The sequence below is a fragment of the Methylobacterium sp. WL7 genome (assembly GCF_008040085.1).
Classification (GTDB): Bacteria; Pseudomonadota; Alphaproteobacteria; order Rhizobiales; family Beijerinckiaceae; genus Methylobacterium; species Methylobacterium mesophilicum.
Window position 1 is genome coordinate 1 of the sequence record NZ_VRVG01000088.1, and the last position, 23884, is coordinate 23884.

At 68.5% G+C, this 23884-nt stretch carries 27 protein-coding genes and 2 pseudogenes; 9 read left to right on the top strand and 20 right to left on the bottom strand.

Annotation, left to right across the window (positions count from 1 at the left end):
- Positions 1–327, bottom strand: a 327-nt coding sequence (locus FV233_RS19790) for a helix-turn-helix domain-containing protein (RefSeq protein WP_147898511.1), incomplete at its 3' end; no start/stop codon positions are given.
- Positions 328–885: 558 nt separating this feature from the next.
- On the opposite strand from FV233_RS19790, the gene FV233_RS19795 reads away from it, so the two are divergent.
- Positions 886–2148: an amidohydrolase/deacetylase family metallohydrolase gene (locus tag FV233_RS19795; RefSeq protein ID WP_147856758.1), complete on the top strand. Its 1263-nt coding sequence runs from the start codon at positions 886–888 to the stop codon at positions 2146–2148.
- 920 nt (positions 2149–3068) lie between these two features.
- Here FV233_RS19795 and FV233_RS30455 read toward each other — a convergent pair.
- On the bottom strand, positions 3069–3404 hold the full coding sequence (locus FV233_RS30455) for a hypothetical protein (RefSeq protein ID WP_187277875.1): 336 nt from the start codon (positions 3402–3404) through the stop codon (positions 3069–3071).
- On the opposite strand from FV233_RS30455, the gene FV233_RS19805 reads away from it, so the two are divergent.
- On the top strand, positions 3403–4656 hold the full coding sequence (locus FV233_RS19805) for a DUF3829 domain-containing protein (protein ID WP_147898512.1): 1254 nt from the start codon (positions 3403–3405) through the stop codon (positions 4654–4656). The two genes, FV233_RS30455 and FV233_RS19805, sit on opposite strands and share 2 nt — an antisense overlap.
- A 205-nt stretch (positions 4657–4861) precedes the next feature.
- Here FV233_RS19805 and FV233_RS19810 read toward each other — a convergent pair whose 3' ends face one another.
- Both FV233_RS19810 and FV233_RS19815 read right to left on the bottom strand, forming a co-directional pair.
- Positions 4862–5443 (bottom strand): hypothetical protein, encoded by a 582-nt coding sequence (locus FV233_RS19810; RefSeq protein ID WP_238263004.1) that lies wholly within the window; start codon positions 5441–5443, stop codon positions 4862–4864.
- A gap of 8 nt (positions 5444–5451) precedes the next feature.
- A complete protein-coding gene (locus FV233_RS19815; protein ID WP_147856546.1) occupies positions 5452–5718 on the bottom strand; it encodes a hypothetical protein in 267 nt (88 codons plus the stop codon).
- A 143-nt stretch (positions 5719–5861) separates the two neighbouring features.
- Here FV233_RS19815 and FV233_RS19820 point away from each other — a divergent pair, with 143 nt between their 5' ends.
- Entirely contained in the window at positions 5862–6260 is a 399-nt protein-coding gene (locus FV233_RS19820; RefSeq protein ID WP_147856545.1) for an ABC transporter ATP-binding protein, read from the top strand.
- 14 nt (positions 6261–6274) lie between these two features.
- Here the strand turns inward: FV233_RS19820 and FV233_RS19825 are convergent, their stop codons facing one another.
- The 7 genes from FV233_RS19825 to FV233_RS19855 form a co-directional block, all read right to left on the bottom strand.
- Complete coding sequence (locus tag FV233_RS19825; protein WP_238263008.1) at positions 6275–6631, bottom strand: hypothetical protein; 357 nt, start codon at positions 6629–6631, stop codon at positions 6275–6277.
- 53 nt (positions 6632–6684) lie between these two features.
- Entirely contained in the window at positions 6685–7392 is a 708-nt protein-coding gene (locus FV233_RS19830; RefSeq protein ID WP_147898513.1) for a hypothetical protein, read from the bottom strand.
- An 11-nt stretch (positions 7393–7403) separates the two neighbouring features.
- A complete protein-coding gene (locus tag FV233_RS19835) occupies positions 7404–8057 on the bottom strand; it encodes a hypothetical protein (RefSeq protein WP_147898514.1) in 654 nt (217 codons plus the stop codon).
- 10 nt (positions 8058–8067) lie between these two features.
- Positions 8068–8346: a hypothetical protein gene (locus tag FV233_RS19840; protein ID WP_147898515.1), complete on the bottom strand. Its 279-nt coding sequence runs from the start codon at positions 8344–8346 to the stop codon at positions 8068–8070.
- 53 nt (positions 8347–8399) lie between these two features.
- The gene (locus FV233_RS30460) at positions 8400–9008 is read right to left on the bottom strand and encodes a hypothetical protein (RefSeq protein ID WP_187278171.1); all 609 of its coding nucleotides are present in this window, start codon (positions 9006–9008) and stop codon (positions 8400–8402) included.
- A gap of 2 nt (positions 9009–9010) precedes the next feature.
- Positions 9011–9517: a hypothetical protein gene (locus FV233_RS19850; protein ID WP_147898516.1), complete on the bottom strand. Its 507-nt coding sequence runs from the start codon at positions 9515–9517 to the stop codon at positions 9011–9013.
- A gap of 108 nt (positions 9518–9625) precedes the next feature.
- On the bottom strand, positions 9626–10390 hold the full coding sequence (locus FV233_RS19855; RefSeq protein WP_238263010.1) for a hypothetical protein: 765 nt from the start codon (positions 10388–10390) through the stop codon (positions 9626–9628).
- 54 nt (positions 10391–10444) lie between these two features.
- On the opposite strand from FV233_RS19855, the gene FV233_RS19860 reads away from it, so the two are divergent.
- From FV233_RS19860 to FV233_RS19870, 3 genes are read left to right on the top strand one after another with little or no spacing between them, the layout of a single operon-like run.
- Positions 10445–10771 (top strand): hypothetical protein, encoded by a 327-nt coding sequence (locus FV233_RS19860; protein WP_147898517.1) that lies wholly within the window; start codon positions 10445–10447, stop codon positions 10769–10771.
- On the top strand, positions 10758–11318 hold the full coding sequence (locus FV233_RS19865; protein WP_147898518.1) for a hypothetical protein: 561 nt from the start codon (positions 10758–10760) through the stop codon (positions 11316–11318). Before FV233_RS19860 ends, FV233_RS19865 begins: the two co-directional genes overlap by 14 nt.
- A gap of 10 nt (positions 11319–11328) precedes the next feature.
- On the top strand, positions 11329–12021 hold the full coding sequence (locus FV233_RS19870; RefSeq protein WP_147898519.1) for a hypothetical protein: 693 nt from the start codon (positions 11329–11331) through the stop codon (positions 12019–12021).
- Positions 12022–12024: 3 nt separating this feature from the next.
- Here the strand turns inward: FV233_RS19870 and FV233_RS19875 are convergent, their stop codons facing one another.
- From FV233_RS19875 to FV233_RS19895, 5 genes are all read right to left on the bottom strand, one after another.
- Positions 12025–12375, bottom strand: coding sequence for a hypothetical protein (locus tag FV233_RS19875; RefSeq protein WP_147898520.1), 351 nt, complete (start codon positions 12373–12375; stop codon positions 12025–12027).
- A 54-nt stretch (positions 12376–12429) separates the two neighbouring features.
- Positions 12430–12933 carry a hypothetical protein gene (locus FV233_RS19880; RefSeq protein WP_056186785.1) on the bottom strand — a complete coding sequence of 168 codons (504 nt, stop codon included), beginning with the start codon at positions 12931–12933 and terminating at the stop codon, positions 12430–12432.
- A gap of 10 nt (positions 12934–12943) precedes the next feature.
- Positions 12944–15094 carry a M48 family metallopeptidase gene (locus FV233_RS19885; RefSeq protein ID WP_147898521.1) on the bottom strand — a complete coding sequence of 717 codons (2151 nt, stop codon included), beginning with the start codon at positions 15092–15094 and terminating at the stop codon, positions 12944–12946.
- A 64-nt stretch (positions 15095–15158) separates the two neighbouring features.
- On the bottom strand, positions 15159–15554 hold the full coding sequence (locus FV233_RS19890) for a hypothetical protein (protein ID WP_147898522.1): 396 nt from the start codon (positions 15552–15554) through the stop codon (positions 15159–15161).
- A gap of 961 nt (positions 15555–16515) precedes the next feature.
- A complete protein-coding gene (locus FV233_RS19895) occupies positions 16516–17166 on the bottom strand; it encodes a hypothetical protein (protein ID WP_147853697.1) in 651 nt (216 codons plus the stop codon).
- Between the two features lie 368 nt (positions 17167–17534).
- Here FV233_RS19895 and FV233_RS19900 point away from each other — a divergent pair, with 368 nt between their 5' ends.
- Both FV233_RS19900 and FV233_RS19905 read left to right on the top strand, forming a co-directional pair.
- The gene (locus FV233_RS19900; RefSeq protein ID WP_147853698.1) at positions 17535–18293 is read left to right on the top strand and encodes an SDR family oxidoreductase; all 759 of its coding nucleotides are present in this window, start codon (positions 17535–17537) and stop codon (positions 18291–18293) included.
- Between the two features lie 12 nt (positions 18294–18305).
- Complete coding sequence (locus tag FV233_RS19905; protein ID WP_147898523.1) at positions 18306–18746, top strand: hypothetical protein; 441 nt, start codon at positions 18306–18308, stop codon at positions 18744–18746.
- A 3-nt stretch (positions 18747–18749) separates the two neighbouring features.
- On the opposite strand, the gene FV233_RS19910 is transcribed toward FV233_RS19905, so the two are convergent.
- From FV233_RS19910 to FV233_RS31755, 4 genes and pseudogenes are all read right to left on the bottom strand, one after another.
- Positions 18750–19649 carry a sigma-70 family RNA polymerase sigma factor gene (locus tag FV233_RS19910; protein ID WP_147853700.1) on the bottom strand — a complete coding sequence of 300 codons (900 nt, stop codon included), beginning with the start codon at positions 19647–19649 and terminating at the stop codon, positions 18750–18752.
- Positions 19633–20031 (bottom strand): hypothetical protein, encoded by a 399-nt coding sequence (locus FV233_RS19915; protein ID WP_147853701.1) that lies wholly within the window; start codon positions 20029–20031, stop codon positions 19633–19635. Before FV233_RS19915 ends, FV233_RS19910 begins: the two co-directional genes overlap by 17 nt.
- A gap of 395 nt (positions 20032–20426) precedes the next feature.
- The gene (locus FV233_RS19920) at positions 20427–20867 is read right to left on the bottom strand and encodes a hypothetical protein (RefSeq protein WP_348642245.1); all 441 of its coding nucleotides are present in this window, start codon (positions 20865–20867) and stop codon (positions 20427–20429) included.
- Between the two features lie 986 nt (positions 20868–21853).
- Positions 21854–22459, bottom strand: a pseudogene (locus FV233_RS31755) (adenylate/guanylate cyclase domain-containing protein); the annotation flags it as partial.
- A gap of 86 nt (positions 22460–22545) precedes the next feature.
- Between FV233_RS31755 and FV233_RS19940 the strand changes: the two are divergent.
- Positions 22546–23535, top strand: a pseudogene (locus FV233_RS19940) (efflux RND transporter permease subunit); the annotation flags it as partial.
- Between the last annotated feature and the right edge of the window lie 349 nt (positions 23536–23884).

The window sequence follows — 23884 nt, forward strand, 5'->3', positions numbered from 1 at the left end:
ATGCCGGGCGAAGAACCGCCACAGCCCGCTGACGCTCGTGCGGACACCCTGCTCGGCCAGGATATCACGCACCTCGTGCAGGAAGGCCTGCGGCTGCTCCCGATCGACCTGAAGGATCCGCTCAGCGTGCGCTTCGATGGCCGGTGCGGGTCGCTGCCCGCACGAGGGCCGGGGTGCGATCGCGCCCTCCGCCTGGAAGCGTTCATGCCAGCGGATCGCGCTGGATGGGCCGACCCCGAAGCGCTTGGCCGCCTGTCGGCGCGAAGCTCCCGCCTCGATCGCCGCGATCACGCGTTCTCGCAGATCCATCGATAGCGCTGACGGCATCCCGACCTCCTCGGAAAGCCCAACATCGAATCAGATCCGCAGACTGCCCGCTACCCCCAACGATTCAACCCAGCCGGACATGGCTCTAAATGTAGTGGTCCAAAACTGAAGGCTCTGTACCGATCGCGAGGAGCTGCTTTCGACCCCTCTCTGAGGTTCGGGAGGTCCGCTTCTATGCAATTGGCGGGAGTCGCCCTTACGTCTGGAGCCGGTGGATTTCTGCCGATCCGCTTCCGGGCGGCAATGCCATCGCTGCGGACATGGCCGCCCCGACCGTTTACGACCCAACCAGGTCGCGCGGATCGCCACTGGCGCAACCTGAAAACAGCCCTTCGTCGGGCGTTCGCCAGCTTCTGCAGCAGGCCGGGGCGATCCGCCGGCAACCGATATAATCTCCGGCGGTCGTCAAGGCACGATTTCTCCGAAACCTTGCAGCTTGAGCATCGCGAAAGCTACGCTCCGGCCCGGCGCCGTCGCAGAACGTGCGCTGTGCAACGGGATCTGCAGGCCGACGCACCGACCAACGGCGCGCGGCGGCGTCCCGCGGGAGGTTGGACAATGGCAGATTTGTCGCGTCGTACCTGGCTCGGACTCGCTGGCGCCGTGGCGGCCGTGGGGCCGGCCGCCGCCGTGCCCGACCGCTTCGACCTGCTGATCAAGGGTGGGGAGGTCATCGACCCGAGCCAGTCGCTGCGGGCCAAGCGTGACGTCGGCATCCGCTTCGGCGTGGTGGCCGCCCTCGAGCCGGATATCCCCGCCGAGCGCGCCAAGCAGACGATCGACGCCTCCGGCAAGCTCGTGCTGCCAGGGCTCGTCGATCTCCACGCCCACACCTATCCCTACGGCTCGGCGATCGGCATCCCGGCCGACGAGACCGTCCCGTTCTCGGGGGTGACCACCGTCGTCTCGGCGGGCGACGCGGGAGCCAACAACATCGCGGCGCTCCGGCGTCACATTGCAGCCCAGACGCGGACGCGGATGTTCGCGTTCATTCACATCGCCAACAACGGCCTCTCCGCCTTCCCGGTGGCCGAGCTGTACAATCTCGACAACGCGCAAGTGGAGGCCTGCGCCCTGGCGATCGCCGAGAACCCGGACTTCGCCATCGGAGCCAAGGTCCGGATGTCCGAGAACGTCATCTTCAAGCATGGGGCCGAACCGCTGAAGCGGGCCATTCAGGCTTGTGAGATGTCGGGGCGGCCGGCGAAGGTGATGGTCCATATCGGCGGCGTCGAGACGCCGGCGCTGATGAGTCAAATCCTCGATCTGCTGCGGCCGGGCGATATCCTCACACATTGCTACTCGGGAGCGCCCAACAGCGCCGGTCAGTTCACGAACATCGTTCAGGACGGCAAGCTGCTGCCGGCCGCCCTGGAGGCCAAGCGCAGGGGGGTCGTGTTCGACATCGGCCATGGCGGCGGCTCGTTCGACTTCACCGTCGCCGAGGCTGCGATCGCGCAGGGCGCGCCGCCGGACACGATCTCGTCGGACCTGCACGTCTTCTCCGGCAACACCCCCGGCATGCCCTTCCTTCCGGTGGTGATGAGCAAGTTTCTGCCGCTGGGCTTCAGCCTGGAGCAGGTGATCGCGATGGCGACCCACAAGCCGGCCGGCATTATCGACCGCGTCCCGAAGCTCGGAACCTTGCAAGTCGGCGCGCCCGGGGATGTCTCGGTGATGGAGTGGGTTGAGCGCCCGCTCTCGATGGTGGACACCCGCAACAATCGACGCGACGGCAAGGGCTTTCTAGCGCCGGTGCAAACGGTCAACAACGGCGTCCCGTTCGGCCGCCCCTACCAGTCGCCCTTCTCCGTGCGCTAATCCGCGGAGCGATGCGGGCGGCATTCCACACCAGCAGGAGCTATCGGCGTCGCTACCGAGCGTCGCATCGGGACCACTCGGCATTGTCGCGCGGAAGCGGACCGCCGCAAAACCGCACCGTGCCAAAAGTGTTGGACGGTTGACGAAGGGCAGCTTTCAGGCCGCGCCTACGGCTGTCTGCACCGCTGCCATGGGTGGCAAGGGGATCGTCTGCTTTTGCGCCGGGCCGTCTCTGAAGCGGACATGCGGCTATCGGCCAGCCTACGCCATGCCGGATCGCCGATGGGCGCAAAAGCGGTCGTTCGGCTTCGCGCCCATCCCGGCCATTCAGCTGGCTGTGACGGCATTCCGTAAGCGGACGCCACCAACTTGGATCGACCGTTCGCATAGGGGCACGCTACGCAAAGAGGCGCACCGTGATGTTTTGTGCGGCCGCGCGCGACCTAGCGTGAGCCTTGGGAAGGTCCGCTTCCAGGCTGACGAGAGAAGCGGCCTACGGCTGGGATGTGTGGTTAGCGGTCTGTCCGATTCTGAATGCCAGTTTAGCAGAATTGGACGTTTAAGGTGGGGAGAAGCTAGTGGGTGCTTGGCTCCTCGTGCGCATGCAGCCGCCTACATAGCAGGAAGGCTGTCGTGGCTGCTGATCAAAGCTCAGGATGCACTAGCACGCTACACCACAGCACGGTGTATCCAGGAGAAGCGGCCCTGTTGGTCATCGCAAGCCGCAGCATTGAGGCTATCACAGAGCTGTCGTAACGAAGCTCGTTGATCAAGGGGTGTGGCTCGGCGCGGCGCGCCACCGCCTCATCTACGAATTTCAACTGCGAGTTGAAATTTATCCTGTTCATCTGGTCGGGTGGGGCATCCTAGTTGTCCCCATTGTCGTCGGCGCCGCGATCATCGTCGGTGCATTGGCCCAGCTATCGCTGCAAGCGCTTCGACACTTCGAACTTGCGTTTCTCGCCTTCAACCTTGGCCTTTTCGCCGCCGCCGCTTTGAACTAGGTGGTCGGTCGACGCCTCAGCATCACGCCTCCGCGCGAACTCATCGATCCCGCCACGAATGCGCGCGTGCTGCTCACACGGCGGCACGCGCTGTTCTGGATCCGAATGGAGTACTGGTCGGCACCCGTCGTACTGGCCGCCTTCGTCCCGCTGCTCGCCCTCCGCAATCTCTAGCGTCGTCGTCCCAGGGCCCACCGCTTCAACTTCCAGGACCAGAATGCGCAGCACAGCCTCCACGAGAAAGCTCGGCATGTCTCACCGTTCGGCCTACGCGCTGGCCCTCCTGTGGGGGATCTCGGCCACACCCGTGGTGGCGGTCACGCCGGCCACACCGGTGGGCGTCGAGAGCTGTGACGCCTTCCTGGATGCCTATGCCCAATGCGCGGCCAGCCCCGGCGTACCGGAAGCCGCTCGTCCCGGCATCCGCCAGGGCATCGGCACGATGCGCGAGAGCTTCCGCGAGTCGGTCCTGCGCAACGAGGGCGCGCGCGCGACCGTGGCCTATCAGTGCGCCCAGGCTCATGAGGCCGTGCGCAAAAGCCTGATCGACGCGTTCAAATGCGATTTTCCCGCCGCACCCGCGGCTTCCCAGGCCCTGTTGCAGAGCCCGCCGCCACCGCCGGGCTCGGCTCGGGCGACCGCCCGCCCGGCGCCGGCGCAGACGCCCGAGGCTCAGGCTTTGGCGAAAGCCAATGCCTACACCGAGGCCCAGAACCACTTGGTCCGGTCTCATCCCCTGGAGCAGCAGTTGGCCGACTACCGGCGCGACAACGAGCGGGTGCTCAAGCTCGGAACGAAGCTCGGCGCCAACGCCTGGTACCACTTCGGCATCGTGGATTTCGATGGGGTCATCGACGAGTTGGAGAAGGCCGTTGCCTTGCCGGGCGTCGTGCCAGAGGTGGATGCTCAGGCCGCCCGGCTGCTGGCGGCCCTGCGCGAGGTCAATCCCATCCTGAAGGCGCTCACACGCTATCAGACCACGCGGGAGTTCAAGGAGGATGGCTTCAAGTTCGCCCGCGAGCAGCATGCGATCCTCGTTCCCCGGGTCGACGCAGCCGCCAAGGCGATGGACGCGTACGGCACGGCCCTGTTCGAGCGCGAGATCGCCCGGGATGAGCGCCGCCTGGCGGCCCTGCCGGAGGATGCGCCGGCAGGGCGCCTCCTCTCCACCAGCCTCACCCTGCGCCGCGCGGTCCGGCGGTTCGAGGCACTGGGACCGAAGGCGGATGTCGCTCCCTTCCTGGCCGCACTCAGCGAGGTCTCGAACGCCAACCGCCACCTCGGCACGGTCCTCGACGGCATGAGCCCGAAGGCGAACTCATCCTGCACCGGCTACACCGACACGGTCGCAAGCGTGATTGGGCATGGCCGGGACGTCGCCCGGGACATTCGCACCAAGGGTGATCCGAGCCAACCGGCGCAACGCTTCAACGAGACCTACAACCGCTCGGTACGCGATCTAGAGTCTTGCCATAAGAATGAGAGTCGGGTGCGTCCAGGCTGAGGTCAGCTGAAGATCCCTAAAGACAGGACTGATGTCTCCTTCAAGGTAAATGCCCGTCCTTACGCCTCCGCAAGTCTGCGGGGAGACGAGCAGGCTGATGCCGAGGAGTGTGCGTTCTACGGGTCGCATCGGCGTCTCTCAATGGGGGCAGACGGAGAGCGGCTGCTGAACCTTTGCACGGGATCGCGATCGCGTCGTCCGCTCCTCATCGGGGCCAGTCGAAGTAGCGCCGGGCGGCGTCTTGGCCTTTCTCCAACCGCCTCGTCAGCCGGCCGCGCCGATCGATCAGCCCCCATCGGCCGCCGACCATGGCGGACGGCTGGCGCCCGTCCGAGCGGCAGCCCCGGCAGACCAGGGCCTCGCCGCGAGCGTTGAACGGGAACGACCAGTCGAAATCCGTGGTGAGGACCCGGCACAAGCGCCGGTCGTGGAACGCAACCTTGCCGGCGTGACGAGCGCGCACCAATCCCTGCGCGAAGGGGTCTGGCCCGTTGTCGAGGGGGAACACCGGCAGCGCCAGCCCGTCGCGGCGCGTCCAGAGCCAGCCGATCCCGTCGACGACGATCTCCGTCACCCCGTCCTTGAACGGCATGCGCGCGAGGCGGGCGGGATCGATGCGGATCCAATCGCCCGCGCGCCGGGCACACCCCTCATGGCGGGCGAAATCCGCGTGCACGTCGCGGCAGGCCAAGGGATAGGGCCCTCCGTCACGCGCCCGCACGGTCTGGGGCACGAGGCCGGCCGTCAGCCCGAGGAGAACGAGCGCACCGAGCGCTCGTTCTCGCACTGCCCGGTTCACCGGACGCCCCAGCGCCCGACCGGGCCGGGCGCGCCCGTGGCGTCGTCCACGCACACGCGCCAGCCGCTGCCGTAGGCGACTTCGCAGACGTCCCAGACGAGGCCGGTGTCCGTCCGTGTCGGCACGGCCGTGCCGGTGGTGGCGGTGCCTGTTCCCGCCGCGGCGCACGCCGCGATCGCCGCCGCTTGCTCGGGCGTGAGGCGGCCCGTCGCGGGGGCAGGCGTGGCGGATCGGGAGAACAGGCGGTCCAGGATCGCCAGCACGGTTCGGGCTCCTCGCATCCACGGACGAGCATGGGCGTCCGGCCCCGAGATGTCACCAGCCCCGGTGCCGGTTGCGGGGCGGCCGCCCGTCAGCCACACCTCCCGGACCGTATCAGGCGGAAGAACCGCACAGGAGGAACCGGATGTCCCTGAGTCTCGACCATTCCTCCGTCGAGGAACTCAACCTGGCCCTGCGCCTGTATCGGCGCCTGCTGGTCCGCCTGCTCCTGATCCTCGTCCTGGGCTTTGCCGGGGTGATCGGTCTAGCAAAGCTCAGCACGATCCTGTCGCCGCCCTACGGTGTCTACTTCCTCGGGCAGGGCCTGGTGACCTGGGGGCTGCTCGGCCTCCTCGCCCTGCTCTTCGCGGAGTTCTGGTGGGAGGGCCGCCAGATCGGCAAGGCCCTGAACCATCCGGGCTTGCTGGATGCTCCCATTGCCGGGCTGCTGGGCGGCCTCGCCGTGATTGGTGAGCGCGCCGCCGCCATCGGGATGGAGCCCGGCTTCTTCCACGGCCCGCTGCGGCCGATCCGCCTGCGCTGACGGGTCCGTGGCGCTCAGCGCGCCGGCCCCTCGCGCGCTACCAAGCTGTCGCGGTGGACCACGAGGCTTGCTCCGGCGCTTGCAAGGGTGACGGCGAAGCCGAGGGCGGGCAGCGACCAGTCCTCGGCCCGCCACAGGGCCGCTGCGAGGCCTGCGCCGGCGCCGAAGCAGTCCAGGGCCAGGGTGGAGCACCAGCACGGCACCGCGCGCGGCTCGAACCGCACCAGGCTGTTCGCCCACCAGACCAGGGGCAGCATCGACAGCCAGTAGAGCGGCTGGGCCCGGGCGGCGCCGTGCGGTCCGGGCACGAGGCAGCCGATGACCGAGACGGTGGCGGCGAGGCCCGCCACGAGGGCGAGCCCGGCCGCCACGTTCGAGGGACGGTCCTTGCGCAGGCGCTGCCAGTAGGCCGGGTCGCGGCGGATCAGGGAACCCTCTCCCGGGCCGGCGCCGACCGCTTCCAGGCCGCGAGGCGCGCCAGGACGTAGGCCGGCACGCGGTCGGCCACAGCCAGATTCTCCGGGCGCAGGGAGAAATCGTAGGTGGGGCCACCGCGGTGGACGAGGTAGGTGCAGGTGGAGACCTCGCGCCTGTCCGAGGTATCCGAGGCGAGGCAGCTGGGCGGGGCCTGGTCGGCCGGCCGCGCCGCGTGCCGGGACGGGAGGCGGTAGAAGCGCCGGTGGTCGACGCCCTCGGAATGGACGAGGCGCTCGCCGCCGGACGGGTCAGGCCGCCACGGCGCGCCCTCGGCCAGCCGCGCATCGAAATTGCCCCATTGCCGGGCGTGGAGGGGTGCGAAGTGGCGCCCGTCCGGGTCGCCGACGATGTGGACCACCAGATCGGCCTCGAACGGGCCGGCATGGCCGCGGCTGAGGGGTCTGTAGCCGGCGAGGCCCGCCGCGACCTCGGCGGCGGGCAGCAACAGCCAGAGCGAGTCCGCCAGCTCCCAGCCGAGCCCCGGGAGCGCGTCGAGCCAGGGCAGGCGGACGTTTCGGGAAAACTCGTAGGCGTCGGGCACGGCGTACGCGGTCCCGGCGAGGCGGTACCGCGTGGTGCCGAACCGGCCCTCCGCCGCGAAGGCCGCGAGCACAAGGGGCAGGCCGAGGAGCGCGACGCGGCGCGAGGGACGCATGCGGGACGTCACTATTCCGGGGGGCCGGCGCGGAGCCCGGCCGCTTCCGCCGCGAGGTTGGCGCGGGCGGCGGCCTCCAAGCGGTCGTGGAAGAGGTCGGTCTGGTAGAGGCGCGGCCGGGCGAGAAAACGGTCGAGGACCTGGGCGCGCCCGAGCCGCCACGCCGCCTCGGGAACGGCGGTGTATTCCCGGCGGATCGCCGCCGCGTAGGCCGCGTAGACGGCGCGCGGCGCACCGAGCACGGCGAGATCGAGGTCGAGAAGGAGCCGGGTCGCCGGGTCCGCGCTCGGGCCGTGCGCCGCCGTCGCGTGGATCATCGCGATCGCGGCCCGGACGCGCGCATCCCCGGACGCCGGCCCCGCCTCGGCACGCAGCAGGTCGGCGCTGCGGGCCTCGTTGTCGGCGCGGACGGTGTCGTAGACGGCGTCGTGGAAGGCGATGGCGAGATCGATGGCGTCGCCGTCGACGCCCGCGAAATCGAGATGCGCCCGCACGGAATCGTGCCCCGCGAGCAGCGCCGCGATGTGGGGCCAGCCGTGATAGTGCCGGTCCGCCGCGCCGTAGCCTGCGTCGAGGGCCCGCCACGCCGCCGCGCCGGGCGTGCCGACGGTCCGCGCCCACAGGGCGTCGAACCGCGCGCGAAGGGAGGCGTCCCTGGCTTCCATCGCACCGGCCTCAGTTCACGCGGTGGCAGGTCGAGGTGGTCTCGGATGCCCCGCGGATCCCGCCCGCCGGCCGCACCTCGCAGACCACGTACTTGCCGCCCCGCTCGAGGGTGAAACTCGGACCGGAGGCGGAGACGATGCGGTGGCCGCCGTTGAGGAGCGCGCTCATGGGCTCCTCCACCGGCACCCAGGTCGTGGCCGGGCGCGGCGGCGCGGCGGGGGCCTGGGCGACGGCCGGGCCGGCAACGAGGATCAGCTGGAGGAGGGTGTGGGACAGCGTTCGGCGCATGGGACATCTTGTGGTCGGCGGCGGGCCTTCGGCCCGTTCGAGCGGCGAGGGGGTCAGGGCGTCACCACGGCGAGGTCGGCCGCCGGCAGCCAGCCGATGACCGGGGCCTTCTCCCCCCGGTAGCGCACGCGCACCCAGGCGTCCCGCCGCTCCACCACCGCGACGGGATCGAGCCGGACGAGGTAGGGCGCCCGGGCCGGAGCCGGGCCGGGTTCCGGCCGGAAGGCCGTGCGCTCGGCCGTCACGAGGCCGACGCCGATCCATCCGGACGGGGTCGCCGCAGCACGCCGCGAGAGCGCGTAGGGGGTCCCCACCATGGTGCCCGTGGTCATCGAACAACCGCCGTGATCCTCCGCGAGGGTCAGGGCGGCGCCGTCCGGGGTGAAGGCGAGGTCCCCCGGGATGCGCTCCGGCTCGTCGGGAAACCACGTCTCGACCTTGGCCCGGTCGCCCGCGAGGGTCCCGCGCAGGAGGAAGACGCAGGCGAATTGCGGGCTACCGGCATCAGCCGCCCCCCGCTGCTCGGCGAAGACCCCCGCCACCTCATCGCCGGAGATCGCCAGGGTCAGGCTGTCGTAGGTGCCGGACCGGGCGGCCGGCTCGGCCGCCGCCGCGCCGCAGGCGGCGAGCAGGGCGGCGAGGCTCAGGGCGATATCACGCACCGTCAGAGGCCCTTCTCCAGCAGCTTCACCACGGCCTCGGCCCGTTCCTTCGAGTCGGTGACGTTGGTGAACGGCCGCCAGTTCACGTCGAGGACCCCGCCGTCGAACGTGAGGCGCTTTGCGTAGTTCGAGGCCGGCGCGGTGTTCTCGTCGAAGCGGACGCGGATGGTCTTGAGCTTCGCGGCCAGGGCGTCGCGGCCCATCTTGTCCTTGGCCACCTCCTTCAGCCCAGCGGCGAGGGGCTCGAAGATCGTCTTCTCGAAATAGTCCGGGTCGGAATAGTACTTGGCGTCGCCCGGGAGCGTCAGGTCGTCCCACGCCACCTCCACCGGCACGGCGAAGCCCGCCGCCCTCTGGATCGCCTTCTCCTGCGCGGGGTAGCGGTCTTGGCGGTAGGCCGCGATCGCCCGGCGCTCGGCGAGGCCGATGGTCGGCTCGGCCATGGCCGAGGGGGCGGACAGGACCGACAGGGCGAGCGCAGCGGCGAGGGCGTGACGGCGAGAGATCATACGGCGGTTTCTCGGTAGGATGGCCCCGGATGCGGGCTTGGCGTGATGGTTCGATGACGGGGCAGGCATGCTGTCAAAGTGAGACCCGCCCTCACGGGGAGATCGCCTTCACGGTGTCGGGGCGCAGCGCACCGGGCCGCCGGCCTCGACGGTGGGCGGGGCGGTCCCCGTGAAGAGTACGGGAAACGAGACGATGCTGGGCGTGTCCTTCGGGGCCTTTCCGGCCCGATAGCTCCCGGCGCAGGCCTTCACGGGCGCCGGCAGGGCCGCGACGGCGGGTGGAAGCGGCCCGTCGCGGGCGATCCGCGCCCAGCACGCGGCGCCGTGCTTCGGGATCGAGCAGGCCCCCTGCACGCCGCGCTGGAACCCGAGCCGCAGGGTCCCGTCCGCAACCGCGAAGGTGTCGATGCTGGCCTCGGCGGTCGTGTCCCGGATCAGGGTGCGGCCCGTGCCCGCGTCGAGCACCGCGAACGGGACGGTGCCGTTGGTGCTCGCCTGCTCGAAGACGAGGAACCCGCCCGTGCGGCCGAGGAAGCGCTGGCCGGCGGTCGCCAGGATGCGCGCACCCGGCCCCGGCGCGGTGGCGCAGGCGGGGGCGGCGCCGTTCGCGAGGGGCACGAGGGTCGCGTCCTCGGGGTCCGGCGTGTCGGCGTCGCTCTCGCGCACCATGAGATCGCGGTAGGTGGTGCAGGTGATCTGCTTGCCCTCCCCCGACATCTTGCCCTCTCCAGACGTCGCGGTCTCGGTCTTCGCGGGCGACTCGAACCGCGCCGCCTCCCATCCCGCCGCCACTGACGGGGCGGGGAGGCACGCTGCGAGGAGCGCGAAGCGGGCGGCGGCGAAGCGGGCGGCGGGGAGAAGGCTGCGTCTCATGCGGGTTCCCTGTATACGGCGCGGGACGTCCGAAGAAAGGCAGGATGGAGAGCCATGCGGACCGTTCTCTCCAAGGTAGCCAAGCGTTCTGCCGGGCCGCTCGCAACGCTTCTCGCTGCGCCGCTCCTCGGGCCGCTCGCCGTCCGGGCCGAGCCCGCTCTGCCGGGCGACGTGACGGCGTACGTGACGCGGCTGCGGGACTGCAACCACTGGGGCGGGGAGGATGCCACGGACGCGGCGCGCGGCCGGGCCATCGTGGCGGCCGTGAAGCGCCTGCGCTGCGACGACGCCGAGGCGGACGAGTGGACCCTGCGACGGCGCTACCGGGGCGACCCCGCCGTCCTGAAGGCCCTCGACCGGGCGCGCGATGCGGACAGCTGAGCGGGGGCCCGACGCCGGCGATCCGGTCCGCCGACGCGTCCTGCGGCTGCTGCACGTTCCGCTCCTCGGATTGCTGCTGGCGCTCGGCCTCGCCCCGGTCTTCCTGCTGTTTCCCCTCCTGCCCGCCGAACCCGGAACCGATCCGACCTTGCGGCCCGTCGAACTCTGGCTCGGCACGGCCCTCGTCGGCGGCCTCGTCGGCACCGTGGAGGGCGCGGCGCGGCCCCTCTACCGGGCGGCCGGCCTCGTCCTCGCCGTCGGCCTGCTCTCGATCCCGGTCCTGCGCGTCTTCCTCTGGACCGACCTTCCGGTCCCGCACGGGCTCGCGCGCTGGCTCGGCCTCGATGGGGAAGCCGCCCTCGACGCCCACCTGTACGAGATCTGGCTCGCGGCGTGGTTTTCGGCCTGGGTTTTGGCTTGGGTTTTGGCTTGGCTCGGCCTCGTGCTCCTGGGCCGGCACTTCCCGGCGCGACGCGCTCGCATCGACCGTGCGGCCGTTCGAGGACGGCGCCGTTCGAGGATTCTGGTCGGGGATTCTCGGCGATGATCGTCCCGCCATGATTGCCCCTCGGTCCGACGGGACGCGAAGGGCGGCCCTCATCGTCGGCGGCTGCGGTGTCGTCGTGTTCGGCTGGGCCCTCGTCGCCTACGCGCCGGCCCCGGGGATCGCCGCGGCCGTCGTCGCGGTGCCGGCGTTCGCCCGCGCGGCGAAGCGCCGGGTCGCGGCCTTCCTGGCCCTGGCGGTCTTCTCTGCTGCCGTGATCTGGGCGGCGTTCGGAACGACGACGGGCTACTTCGTTCTGAACCGATCGCGGCTGGACGCCGTGGTGGCGGAGATTGCGGCCATGCCCACCCTGGTGTCCTTCGAACGCGGGCGGGACGATCCTCCGGCGGAGGCGGAGCGAACGGCGTGGTGGGAGAGCACCCGCCTCGTCAACGGCCAGCGCGTCACCCTTTACCGCCCGCAAGGCTCGCGCGACACGGACAGCCTGCGGGAGATCGACTTCCTGCGGGAACTCGGGGTTCCCTACGCCCGCTACCGCGCCCTCTGCGGCGCCCTCGAACGCCTCGGGCTCGCGGGGTTCACCCGCGGTCCCGGCGGCGAGATCGGCCTGGACGAACCGATCCCGGGTGGCACGCCCTGGGGCACGTCGTTCGTGTACCGGCCGGACGATGCGTTTCCGCCCGGCTCCGGGGCCGAGAGCGACCGCCGCCTCGCGCCGAACTGGTTTTTCGTGACGCGGGGCTGAGATTCACCGGACAACGCCGCCGGATTCCTGGAAGGAAGGGCGGGCGCGCGGAGCATCCGCCGTGGTGATGGTGCCGGTCCCGAGCAGGGCCGCGAACACGAGCATCGGCACGGCCCAGACCTGCATCGGCAGACCCCAGAAGGCGTGGTCGCGCCCGGCCGGCCCGAAGGTCGTGCCGTGGTTCCAGCGCCATCCGAGACCGAGGACTGCGAGCGCCGCGAGACTCATGGTGAGGCAGACCACCCTGTCAACTTCCGGCCCGTCGACCTGCCGCAGGAGGATCAGGGGCAGGAACATCGCCAGCGCCACGAAGAGGACGACCCAGTAGCCGCGCCCGGTCCAGAAGACGATCATGTGCTGGTCCTTATCCCTCGTGTTTCGGAGCGATCCGCCCGGGCCGCGACCGCGTTAGCCCATCGCGCCGGCGCGCCGGTTGCGCACCATCGCGGCGAGGGCCGCGACGATGATGACCGCCAGCGCCCCGGCGATGACTAGAAGCGTGACGGTGCGGTTCCACAGGCGGTCGAGGGCGAGATCGGTGGTGACGAGGTCGGGCCGGGCCGGATCAGCCAGCACCCGGACGCTGTAATCGCCCACGTGCATGCCCGTGAACACGGTATTGATCCGGCGCACCACCGTGCCCGTCGGCGTGGGCAGGGTGAGGGTCATGTCGCAGAGATGGAGCACGATCTTGGCGCTGCACTTGCCGTCGCTCACCCGCGCGGCGGCGACGGGACGCGCCGTGTCCCGTATTTGCCAATCCGAGATCACCGGCGGGGCCGTGTAGACGGCGCAGGCGACGAGGAGGGCCGCTAGCGCAACGAGGCCGAATAGGGTCCAGAAGATGTTGCCCCAGCCCTGGCGGGGCGGCGGCAGGCGCAGGGGCTCGGGGCGGTCGGCGGCGGTGTTCATGCTCGGAACCTCACGGGATCACGGGAGTCTGGGAGGATTCGGAGGCCGCCGCGGTCTCGGCCAGGACACGGCGCGCCTGCGCCGCCTGCCGGTAGCGGCCGATGAGGCCGGCGAAGTCCTGTACCGACATCCGGTACGGCAGGCCCGCCGTGATGGTGACGATGCGCCGGCCCGGATCGAGCTTCACCTTGCGGCCGCCCGGCGCCGCCTGCGGGAACGGCGCCTCCGGCGGCAGCAGCAGGCGGGTGACGACGCCGTTCTGCCGGGTCGTCATGTCGAGGTCGGCGATGCTGTCCCAGGGGATCGGCCGGTCGAGGCCGGGCACCGCCATGGAATCGGGGCTTAGGATCATCGTCGTGCGCTCGCCCCGCCACAGCCGGAAACCGCCGATGCCGCCGAGGACCGCCCCGCAGGCCAGCGCCACCCCCATAACGGCCCCCGCCTGGCTGGCGGACAGGCCGGGCAGGCCGGCGGCGAGCCACAGGAGGGCGACCCCGATGAAGAAGCCGCCGGCCACCAGGAGGGCGATGGCCCCCGGGCGGGTGCTTTCGCGCAGCATCCGCGCCTCGGTGCCGATCTCCGCCACCGTCGCTTCGAGATGGGCGCGGAACGCCGCGTCGTGGGCCCGCACGGCGTCGAGGAAGTCGTGCGTCGCCGCGCGGCATAGGCCGGCGGGATCGGCGAAGTAGGCCGCGAGCTGGCCGAGCGCGTGCGGGGGCGGCACGGCGGCGGCGGCGGCCAGGAGTTCGGCGTCGAGGGTCCGGCCGAGGGCCGCCACGCGCTCGCGGGTCGGCGGATGGGTGTCGGTGGGGTGGGCCTGCTCCGCTTCGAGATGCGTCGCCGGATCGTCGAGGCCGCGCGCGATGGCGTGGTCGAGGCTCGCCGCCACGAGGTCGGCGGGGGCGGACCCGGGCGCCTCGGCGGCGGCGTCCAAGGTCTCGGCTATGCGGGGGGCCACCGCCCCCGTGCGCAGGAGCGCCCGCGCGGCGGCGTCCACGGAGGCCGGGCCAGCGCCCGCCGCATCGGCCGTGAACTCGCGGGTCCGGCTCCAGTGACGCACGGCGAGGTGGAAGTTCTCCATGACGAAGACGCCGAGGCGCAAGGACGGGCCGAGGAGCCCGAAGGTCCCGGCATGCCCCTGCGCCACCGCGTCGAGGGAGCGGCCGACGCCGGCATAGATCGGCAGGAAGCGCTGGCTGTAGACGGTGTCGCCGCCGGCATAGTGGGCGAGTTCGTGGCCGATGATCGCCGCCACCTCGTCGCCCCGCAGCAGGGCGAGGTAGGGCAGCGGCAGGTAGAGGATCCGGCCCGTCAGCGGCGCGCCGCCGGGCTCGACCACGGCCGGGCCGGCGCTGACGAAGAAGCCTCCGGTAAGGCCGACCACCACGGCCTCCGGCTTCAGCGCTCCGAGCCGGTCGGCCAGCCCCTCGGTGAGCCGCCACAGGCCCGGCGCCTCGGCGGGCGACACGACCCGGCCGAAGATCGACAGGGGGTCGGGCTCGAAGGCGGAGAGCGCCCGGCGCAGGCCGAGCACTGTGGCGCCCGCCGCGACCAGGACCGCCCCGATGGCGACGACGGCCACGAACAGCATTTTGATCTCGCCGCCGCCCAGCCCGGGCCGCGCCAGCAACCCGGCCTCGAAGACCACGGCGGCGACGAAGCCCGCCGTTGTAAAGAGCACCTGGAGGGCGAGCACCGGCGGCAGCAGGCGGCGCATCCACGAGAAACCGGCCACCAGCGCGTCGCGCGAGGCCCGCCCCAGCCGCCCGAGAGCGGCGCCGGCGAGGAGCACGAGGATCGACAGGAGTGCGGCGCCGCCCCCGGCCGCGACGACCACGGGCGGGAGCAGGCGGCGCCAGTCCATGATCGTCGTCAGGGTCGCGACCTCGTCCCGGGCCGCCCGGGCCTGAACCAGGGCGAGTGGACCGCCATAACCCTTGCCGTTGCGGCGGAACTGCATCCGGAAATCGGGGCGCCCGTCCGGCGGCGCCCGCGCTTCCAGATCCGCGACGATCCGGGTAAGGTGCTCCCGCTCGGCGGCGAGGTCGGCCCAATCGGCGCCGGCCCGCTCCTGCTCCCACAGGCCGAGGAGCAGGATGCCCAGGGGTAGGAGGACGGTGGCGGCGATCAGGTGCGTGACGGAACGCAAGCGCAAGGGCATGCGCGAATTAGCTACGTCAGGGATACCCGCCTCCTCGGATGCGTTCGGAGCCAGAACGGGTCACTCAGAATTTGTTCGCCGGACGCTCGTCCACTGGAATCGGGATGAAGCTGTCGTGCTTGCGGCACGAGATCCTATCGACCTTGCGGCTCTCACCCTTGATCAGGTCCATGGCGCCAGTCTTTCGATTGACCAGGAAATAGCCACCCGGGTTTTTCAGCTTGATAACATCGTCGGACTGAAGCGCGACTTCCTGTATCTTCGATTCACGCTCGCCATTCGGCTTCATCAAGGCCCATTTCTTGGATGCGAGGTCGATGCTGAAGTAGATTTTTTTGCCGCCATTGTTGATGCACGCCAGGGTGAAGGGCTGCGTCGCTTCTTCAGCGTGTGCAGTGTGCGCAGCGATGAACGTGCAAAGTACGCCGGACACAAGGAGAGAGGTCGCTTTTTCAGTCATCCGGTTCATTCCTGACGGTACGTCCTGCCGCATCGCGGTTGGCGGTCTAAGCGTGCGCGCAGCAGGGGGCAAATCGATCCCGGGCCAGAGCATGCTCCCTTGCTGGCCAGGGTGATCGCGGCGCCAGGGACACCCTACCAAGCGTCGGGTCAGTGGCATCAGGTTAAGGCATGGATTGGGCCGGGAACTCTTTCATACGTCTCGGATGCCGCCTATGTTCGCAAGGCTCTGAAGCGCCGAGTTTCAAGATATCGACCTCGCACCGCTACCGACGGCTCCAATGCCACTCCTATCGTCTGATGGCCCGCTCGACCTCGTCCAAGAACGTGGCCGCCGAGGTTTAACCGGCGTTCTCATACAACCTTGGTGGGGAGCAGACGTTCAGCTTTCCGTGGACGGGAGCATGACCGACACCATCAAGATGCGATTGCAGCCGTTGGTATATTCTAAGTGGACCCGCAGCCCATCGCGCGTAAACAGATCCCAGGGCCTATGCTCGATCCCAGACACGGTGGCGCCACCATCGCTGCTCCTTACCAGCGGACCCATGATCGCCCTCGCATCGTTCCGTGAGTTCCGGAACCTGACCGCACCCGGCAGGTCACCCGCGAACTCGCAGTACGATGGGTCCTTTCCGGCACCGAAGCACTGAACGCAGCAGCAGACGTCGCTCGCATCGATCATCATAGCCAATCCACGACTCGGACATTCGATGTGGCGATCGAGCCTATGTTCGGGATCGCCTTCCGGTGGTCGATCCGTAACCGCGGGCGAGGGGCCAAGCAGGGGTAAGAACTCTGAAACGTGCTTACCGATGAGTGTATGGTCCGTCATGAGCTGACCTATCGCAGCTTGGCTGAATATCTGGATAGGGTCGACATCGGCCGGACCGGCCTAAGGTCAAGATAGGTGTAAGGCATTCAGGCGCCTTTCGAATAGGGTTGGCAAGAAAGGGTTGTGTTCACCGCTTGTTGAGAAGCTTGCGGACACCATCCAGTGCGTAAGCTTCGGCCGCATTTCTAGGAAGTGCAGGAGGTTTAGCCGCAAGCGTCCTCACCGATCTGCCCTGATCGTCCTTCCGGTCTGGGTCGGCTCCGCGACTGAGCAGGAACAGGACCAAGGACCAATCTCCGAAGCCGGCCGACATCGAGGCAGGCGTGCTACCGAGTGACATAGGGTGATCGACGTCAGCCCCTTCCTTAAGGATGCGGTCCATCCATGCGGTATCCTGACGAAGGATCGCGTTGGCGTAAGAGTTGGTGAACCCTTCCTCCCGGGTCAGCACCGGACGCGCCTGTTCGTGGGCATAGAAGGCGCCTGCGAGGGTAGCGAGGATTGCCATGACCCCTACAAAAGCTCCCCAGGTCACAGTGTGGATCGCCGCGAGTATCGTCGGCTTGGATTTGCGAACGGCCCACGCCTTCACAACCGCCAACACCGGGAGAACGATGGGATAGGTCACAACGGCATAGAGGACTGCGAGCCAGAGAGCGATTTCTCCCGGGGTGGCCTCGCCCGGAACGTTCAGGAGCACCGGGAGGGTCAGGAGGATGCAGAGCACCCACAGTGACCAGAGCACGACGGCTGCAAAGACTGCGATCAGGCGCCGCATCAACATTGGGGCAGATCGTCCTTCCAGCCGTCCGAGTTGAGGCAGGGGCGAAAGCATCCATCACCGTCCTGCAAGCAGTCTTTCCCGCCACATGTGGCGGAGGATTGCGCTCGTTCTAACCACCAACGTTTGAGGTCGAACTGGAGTTCTAGCGGCACACCGGCAGCTATCGCTCGAATCATGCTCCCTTTAGCCGAGCGAAGATCGAGGCGAAGATCGATCCAAGTCCCACGGCGAAAATCGGCACTGTAGGGGCTTTTGGACGGCGCCCGGAACGCTTCATCGGAGCTGATGTCACACCAGGTGGGACCACTCTCGTCTTGGTTTCGAACGTCCCCATCGGGACCGGACACAGGACGGAGCACCACATGAAGATCGTCGTCATCGGCGGCACGGGGCTGATCGGCTCGCAGGTCGTCACCACCCTGAAAGCCGCTGGACACGAGGTCCTCGCTGCCTCGCCGAACACCGGCGTCAACGCCGTCACGGGCGAGGGGCTCACAGAGGCGTTGAAGGGTGCCGGCGTGGTGGTCGACGTCGCCAACTCGCCATCGTTCGCCGACGACGCGGCCATGAACTTCTTCGTCCGCGCCGGACGGAACCTTGCCGAGGCCGAGAAGGATGCCGGGGTCTCCCACCACGTCGCGCTCTCAGTCGTCGGAACCGAGCTCCTGCTCGACAGCGGCTACTTCCGCGCCAAGCTCGCCCAGGAGGAACTGATCGCCTCGGCGGGCGTGCCCTGGACGCTTGTCCGCGCCACCCAGTTCTTCGAGTTCGTCGCCGCCATCGCGGGAGCCGCGCTCGTCGACGGCGTCGCGCGCATGACCTCCGCGTCGATCCAACCGATCGCGTCGGCCGACGTTGCGGCGAAGGTCGCGGAGGCCGCGCTGGCACCACCGCGCAACGGCATGGTCGAGATCGCCGGCCCTGAGCGGCTGCCGATGGTCGAGCTGGTGAGGCGTCACTTCCAGGGCCTTGGCGAGACGCACGAGGTCCGCACGGACGACACCGCACCGTATTTCGGGGTGGTCCTCGGTGGCCCCTGGCTTACGCCCACAGGCGACGCATGGCTCTCGCAGCGACGCTACGGCGACTGGCTGGCGGCGCAGCCGAAGCGCACGGCCTAAGGTCTCCCGCCGATGGATGCTGCCTACATCTCAGCGCTGTCCGCGCTGGCCGGGTCGGCCATCGGCGCGATGGCCTCCTTCGCGACCACCTGGCTGACGCAACACAGCCAGGAGCACGCGACCCTCTTGGTGCAGGACAGAGCACGACGGGAAGCGCTCTATGGCAAGTTCATCCGGGAGGCGTCGACCTTGTTCGGCGACGCCTTCCAGCACGACCTCGACGATCCGGCCAAGCTGGTGAACCTCTACGCCATCGTGAGCAAGATCCGGCTCTTCGGGGAGCCGGAGACGCTCCAGGAAGCCGAGCGTGTCATGCAGCGCATCGGCGAGACCTATTTCGCCCCGAATAAGGATCTCGCCGCCTTCGCCGACATCCGCCACGCCAGCGACCTCGATCCGCTTTGCGCGTTCTCGACGGTCTGCCGTAGGGAGCTGGCGATCGCCCACCGGTGAGGCTCAGTGAGGCGTCGGCGTTTCCACCGCCCCACCGAACGATATCGCCATGCGCTGGAGCTTGTCCGGGTTGCGGGTGAAGTAAATGCCGACGATCTGCCCGCCCTGGATGTCCAGGGCGACGGTCTGGAGCATCCCGCCCGGCTCCATGCTAAGGTAGCCCGGCAGGCCATCGATCCAGAGGTCCTGCAGCTTCCGGGCATGCTGGATCCACGATTTACGCGCGACCCCCTCGAACATGCGCGTGACTTTGTCGATTCCGACAATGGGCTGCGGGAAGGCGAGCACCTTTCCTCCTCCGTCGGAGTGCACCACGACGGCATCGGCGAGCATGCTGCGCAGCGTAGCGACATCGCCCGTCGTCGAGGCCTCGAAGAAGGCCTTGGCGATACGCGCCCCCTCTTCCCGCTCGACGGGGAAGCGCGGGCGGGCGGATTGCACGTGCTTTCTGGCTCGCGCGGCGAGCTGACGGATCGCGGGTGGCTCCCGCCGCAGGGTGACCGCAATTTCCGCGAGAGGGACCGCGAAGACGTCGTGCAGGAGGAACGCGGCCCGCTCAAGCGGCGACAGCCTCTCCAGGGCAAGCATCAGCGTGAGCGTCAGGTCGTCGCCGGGGGCTTCGTCCGGGACCATGGCGATAGGCTCGGGCAACCAGGTACCGACATAGGTCTCACGCCGGACCCGGGCGGACTTCATGACGTCCAGGCAGAGCCGCGTGACCGTCCGCGACAGGAAGGTGCCGGCCGAGGCGACCTCGGCATGGTCGACGTGTCGCCAGCGTAGCCATGCGTCCTGTACAACGTCCTCGGCCTCGCCGAGGGACCCGAGCATGCGGTAGGCGAGCCGGACGAGCCGCGCCCGCTCCTGCTCGAAGACGCGGGTCGGATCATCGATGGTCGGCATGGCGGAACGACCAGACGCTGAAGGCGACCGCGATAAGTGCAGGAAGCGTCACCGCGGGGAAATCGCGGGACAGAACCTCCGGCCCGCAGATGCCCACCGCAACCTCCCAAAAGTGGAACAGCGCGTGGCCCGAGAGCCAAACAGCACCAAGCGTCCAGAGCAGCGAGCGCGGTCCGGGTCTGGCCGCGCCGTACACGAACCCCGCCCCGATCAACACGAAGATCAGGCCGATGTCTCGCAGGAAATGCTGATTGAAGGGCCCTGTCGTCGTCACGCCCGGTACCGCGAAATACCATGCCTCGGGCGCGACGAGCATGAACACGCCGTTCCCGGCCAGTCCTGCGCCGAGGATGCCGGCGAGTACCGGAATGGCTTTGGTCATCGAACTTTCCCGACGTGATTGGTTCACGTGAGTGACGATGCACCGCTGGCCGATGTGACATGAGATGCAAGTTTCCGCGCGGCACCTTTCAAAGGCTTGGCCCTGCACGGATCATATCACTGAACACCGGCTGCCCAACCCGATGGTCGAGCGACGCTACGAGATACTCAAGCAAGCTACTACACAGAGCCCAGGGACGCTCCGACCGCGACGATATCCATTAATGAACGACCGCCTCCGAGATGCCCAGGCGTGGGAATTAACGGCAACGTTGGTTCGGTTGGAGCCCGTCCGCTTTTCTGGCCGAACTTCTCCGAAGCAGACATGCTGCTTTCGGCCAAAAGCAGCTGTTTGCTGTCTTTAGCCCACAGATTCGACCGGCTCGTTGAATGCGTTCAACTCTCTGGCAAACCCGCGCGTCGAAGCCCGTCGTAGATGCGCTCGCGTTGGGCGAGGAAGTTCGGATCCGTGGAGGTCAGACTTCGATAGCGGGCGAGGGTGTAGCCGGGCCGGAGCTTGAGAAACTCGGCGAGGGACGCCTGAGCCTCGGCATCCCGATTCAGCCGTGCAAAGGCACAGGCGAGATAGAGATGCGGGAAGTCGAACAGCGGGTTTACGGCCGCTGCGCGGCGTAGCGGTGCGATCGCCTCCTGATCCTGCCCGAGATGAAGCTTGGCCAGCCCTTCCCTTGCGAGCCACGCGCCGAGCAAAGGATCTTTCGGGCTGAGGCGGATCGCAGCCGCAATGTCACGCTCCGTCTCTTCTGCCCGACCGAGGAAGATATGGATGAGGCCACGATAGGCGTGGGCCCGCGCAAAGCTCTGATTCAGGGTCAGAACCCGGTCGAACGCGGCGAGCGCTTCCGAGTAGCGAGATCGGGCGCGCAAGGTCTCACCGCGCAGGTAATGCGCAAACGGGTGCGTGGGATCATCCTGCAGCACCAAGGCAATGGCGCGCTCCGGCCGCATCGAGGTCGGCAGTCCGCTCTGTTGTCCAGCCGTTCAGCACCCCATCGACGAGCACCTCGGCCATTCCAAGTCGTGCGTCGACATTCTCCGGATCGAGCCCGAGGGCCCGCTCGAACAAAGGAAGGGCCTGCGCATGATTCTCGCGTGCAAAAGGTCGGTTGAGCAGGGCTTGGCCGCGCATGACCAGATCTACCGCATCCGCCGGCTGACCGGCGCGCGCGCGCGCGCGTCGCAGCTTCTAAGAGACGAACACCGAGCGCGCGGCCAACCTGTGTAACGAGGACATCCTGCGTGGCGCCGACAGCGGCGCGTGGTCCGTCGTAGTGGTCCGCCCAGAGGGAGGCGCCAGTCTCGACGTCCGTGAGTTGGACGGCGAAACGCACCTGCTCAGCGCTGTGCCGCAAACTGCCCTGCACGACGTAGCGCACGCCGAGCTCTCGACCGATCGCGCGCGGTTCGGCCTGCCGCCCTTTGTAGGATTGAGCCGTGCCGTGAGCGATCACGAAGGTACCGGGCGCGCGGGCGAGGTCGGCGGAGAGATCCTCGGCGAGCTGCTCGGCGAGATAATCCTGGTCCGTGTCGCCGCTCTGATTTGTGAGCGGCAAGACGACGAGCGACAGCCTCGGTCGCGCAGGCACGCGCGGTGCTTCCCCCCGCTCGGATCCGACGAGGTGAGGCCAGGCCATAGCCAGCCCTGCGGCGGTAGCCAGAACGGCGGCCGCCCCGAGGGGTGGCCGAAGGGCTGCGCGGACGCGGCGTGCATGGACGGCGCGCGATGGCTGTCCATCCGGTGGGGGCACGGCATACACGCGCAGGGGCCGGGCGATGTTCTTCAGGCGCTGCGGACCGAGATCGATGAAGCGGATATCGGGAAGGCCGCGCACTTGAAGATAGGCCGCCTCGGAGAGCCTTAACGCACCGGGATCGGCTGCCGTCTGCAAACGCGCCGCGATGCTGACGCCGTCGCCGAAAAGATCCCCGGCATGCACCATGATGTCGCCGATATGGATCCCGATGCGCAGGCGAAAGTGTCCTGCGTCGCCCTCGGCGTCGGCAAGCGCCCGCTGGATCGCCACGGCGCAGCAGACAGCGTCCGTTACAGATGCGAACTCGGCCAACACGCTGTCCCCGGCCGTGTTGGCGATCCGTCCTCGTCGCACCAGGATAAGGCGGTCGACGATCATCCGCATGGCCTGGAGAGCCCGCATCGCGCCGCTTTCGTCGGCGTGCATCGCTCGGGAATAGCCAGCTATGTCGGCCGCGAAGATCGCGGCAAGCCGACGTTCCGGACCCGACCATTCCGATGCGGTAGACCGCTCCGTGTTCTCGCTCATCGCGATCCGTTCGTGCCTCGACCGCCGGGGTGCTGCTCGCGTCGAAGACTTTATCGAACGTCGCGGCATAAGTCTCGTGCGGGGGTGTTCGAGAAGCTCTGTGACCTCGTTCAATATTCGGGCCATCGGCAATGGCCAATTAGACGGCTGCTCTAAAGCGCTTAACGGCAGATCCGTGCTGTCCACGGCGCCGGGGTATCGGTTCCGGTATCGCCCCCGACAAGATCGAGCTCATCCTCGACCGCGAGACTGCGAACGCGCTCGGCGTCACCTTCGCTGACATCAACGACACGCTCTCGACCAGCCTGGGCTCTGCCTACGTCAACGACTTCCCGAACCAGGCCCGCATGCAGCGGGTCATCGTCCAGGCCGCGGCCGGGCGGCGGATGAAGACGGGGGATCTGCTCGATCTCAACGTGCGCAACGCAAAGGGGCAAATGGTGCCGCTGCAATCGTTCGCGCGGATCGAATGGACGATGGGGCCGTCGCAGGTGGTCGGCTTCAATGGCTACCCCAGCATCAAGTTCGGCGGCAGCGCGGCGCCGGGCTACGCCAGCGGCGATGCAATGGCCGAGATGGAGCGGCTCGGGGCGAAGCTGCCGCCCGGGTTCGACCACGCCTGGACCGGGCAGTCCCTGCAGGAGAAGCTCTCGGGGAGCCAAGCGGTCTACCTGCTCGCCCTGTCGCTGTTCTGCGTCTTCCTCCGCCTCGCGGCGCTCGACGAGAGCTGGTCGATCCCGCTGGCCGTCCTGCTTGTGGTGCCAACCGGCGTGGTCGGCGCCGTCTTCGCCATGCTGCTGCGGGACATGCCCAACGACGTCTACTTCAAGGTCGGTCTCATCACGGTGATCGGCCTGACCGCGAAGAACGCCATCCTAATCATCGAGGTGGCCAAGGACCTCGTGGCCCAGGGCCGGTCGGTCCGCGACGCAGCGCTGGAGGCGTGCGAGCTACGCTTCAGTCCCATCGTGATGACCTCGTTGGCCTTCATCCTGGGCGTCGTGCTGCTCGCCGTCGCCACGGGCGCGAGCATGACCAGCCAGCGGGCCATCGGCACCGGCGTACTCGGCGGAATGGTGACGGCGACTGTGCTGGCTTTATTCGTCACCCCGCTGTTCTACGTGCTGATCGCCTGGAACTTTCGCGGGAGGCCAAAAGCCACGTTTTCGCGTGCGGATGGTGAAACGATGAGCTTGCCCTAGGACATCGATATGACGAGGAGTGACCGATTGTTGGAGGTTTGCCTCCGGTTATCGACTGATCCCACCTTTCACGTTCCCCACGCAGCTCGGCTACAAACCGGAACGCACAGCGCAACGAACGACCGCTTTCCGTTCGGTCCCGACGAGGAAGCGGTGACGGGGTTGGGTCGGTAGGAGCCTGTCCGCTTTTCTGACCGACTTTCTCCGAAGCGGACAGGCGGGTTTCGGCCAATCTAGCCCTTTCTAACCCGATCAGATCGCAGGCAAGCAGAGCTTCCGAACGCCGGCGGCGACCGACCGTTGTGGACATCCGGAAATCGCCGTATGCGCGACGGCGATGCCCAGGCGA

What these genes read in the sequence shown, in the direction of transcription:
- FV233_RS19795 (WP_147856758.1), top strand. Translation starts at nt 886, where the DNA reads ATGGCAGATTTGTCGCGTCGTACCTGGCTCGGACTCGCTGGCGCCGTG.
- FV233_RS19805 (WP_147898512.1), top strand. Translation starts at nt 3,403, where the DNA reads ATGTCTCACCGTTCGGCCTACGCGCTGGCCCTCCTGTGGGGGATCTCG.
- FV233_RS30455 (WP_187277875.1), bottom strand. Translation starts at nt 3,404, where the DNA reads ATGCCGAGCTTTCTCGTGGAGGCTGTGCTGCGCATTCTGGTCCTGGAA.
- FV233_RS19820 (WP_147856545.1), top strand. Translation starts at nt 5,862, where the DNA reads ATGTCCCTGAGTCTCGACCATTCCTCCGTCGAGGAACTCAACCTGGCC.
- FV233_RS19830 (WP_147898513.1), bottom strand. Translation starts at nt 7,392, where the DNA reads ATGCGTCCCTCGCGCCGCGTCGCGCTCCTCGGCCTGCCCCTTGTGCTC.
- FV233_RS19835 (WP_147898514.1), bottom strand. Translation starts at nt 8,057, where the DNA reads ATGGAAGCCAGGGACGCCTCCCTTCGCGCGCGGTTCGACGCCCTGTGG.
- FV233_RS19840 (WP_147898515.1), bottom strand. Translation starts at nt 8,346, where the DNA reads ATGCGCCGAACGCTGTCCCACACCCTCCTCCAGCTGATCCTCGTTGCC.
- FV233_RS19850 (WP_147898516.1), bottom strand. Translation starts at nt 9,517, where the DNA reads ATGATCTCTCGCCGTCACGCCCTCGCCGCTGCGCTCGCCCTGTCGGTC.
- FV233_RS19855 (WP_238263010.1), bottom strand. Translation starts at nt 10,390, where the DNA reads ATGAGACGCAGCCTTCTCCCCGCCGCCCGCTTCGCCGCCGCCCGCTTC.
- FV233_RS19860 (WP_147898517.1), top strand. Translation starts at nt 10,445, where the DNA reads ATGCGGACCGTTCTCTCCAAGGTAGCCAAGCGTTCTGCCGGGCCGCTC.
- FV233_RS19865 (WP_147898518.1), top strand. Translation starts at nt 10,758, where the DNA reads ATGCGGACAGCTGAGCGGGGGCCCGACGCCGGCGATCCGGTCCGCCGA.
- FV233_RS19870 (WP_147898519.1), top strand. Translation starts at nt 11,329, where the DNA reads ATGATTGCCCCTCGGTCCGACGGGACGCGAAGGGCGGCCCTCATCGTC.
- FV233_RS19875 (WP_147898520.1), bottom strand. Translation starts at nt 12,375, where the DNA reads ATGATCGTCTTCTGGACCGGGCGCGGCTACTGGGTCGTCCTCTTCGTG.
- FV233_RS19880 (WP_056186785.1), bottom strand. Translation starts at nt 12,933, where the DNA reads ATGAACACCGCCGCCGACCGCCCCGAGCCCCTGCGCCTGCCGCCGCCC.
- FV233_RS19885 (WP_147898521.1), bottom strand. Translation starts at nt 15,094, where the DNA reads ATGCCCTTGCGCTTGCGTTCCGTCACGCACCTGATCGCCGCCACCGTC.
- FV233_RS19890 (WP_147898522.1), bottom strand. Translation starts at nt 15,554, where the DNA reads ATGACTGAAAAAGCGACCTCTCTCCTTGTGTCCGGCGTACTTTGCACG.
- FV233_RS19895 (WP_147853697.1), bottom strand. Translation starts at nt 17,166, where the DNA reads ATGCGGCGCCTGATCGCAGTCTTTGCAGCCGTCGTGCTCTGGTCACTG.
- FV233_RS19900 (WP_147853698.1), top strand. Translation starts at nt 17,535, where the DNA reads ATGAAGATCGTCGTCATCGGCGGCACGGGGCTGATCGGCTCGCAGGTC.
- FV233_RS19905 (WP_147898523.1), top strand. Translation starts at nt 18,306, where the DNA reads ATGGATGCTGCCTACATCTCAGCGCTGTCCGCGCTGGCCGGGTCGGCC.
- FV233_RS19910 (WP_147853700.1), bottom strand. Translation starts at nt 19,649, where the DNA reads ATGCCGACCATCGATGATCCGACCCGCGTCTTCGAGCAGGAGCGGGCG.
- FV233_RS19915 (WP_147853701.1), bottom strand. Translation starts at nt 20,031, where the DNA reads ATGACCAAAGCCATTCCGGTACTCGCCGGCATCCTCGGCGCAGGACTG.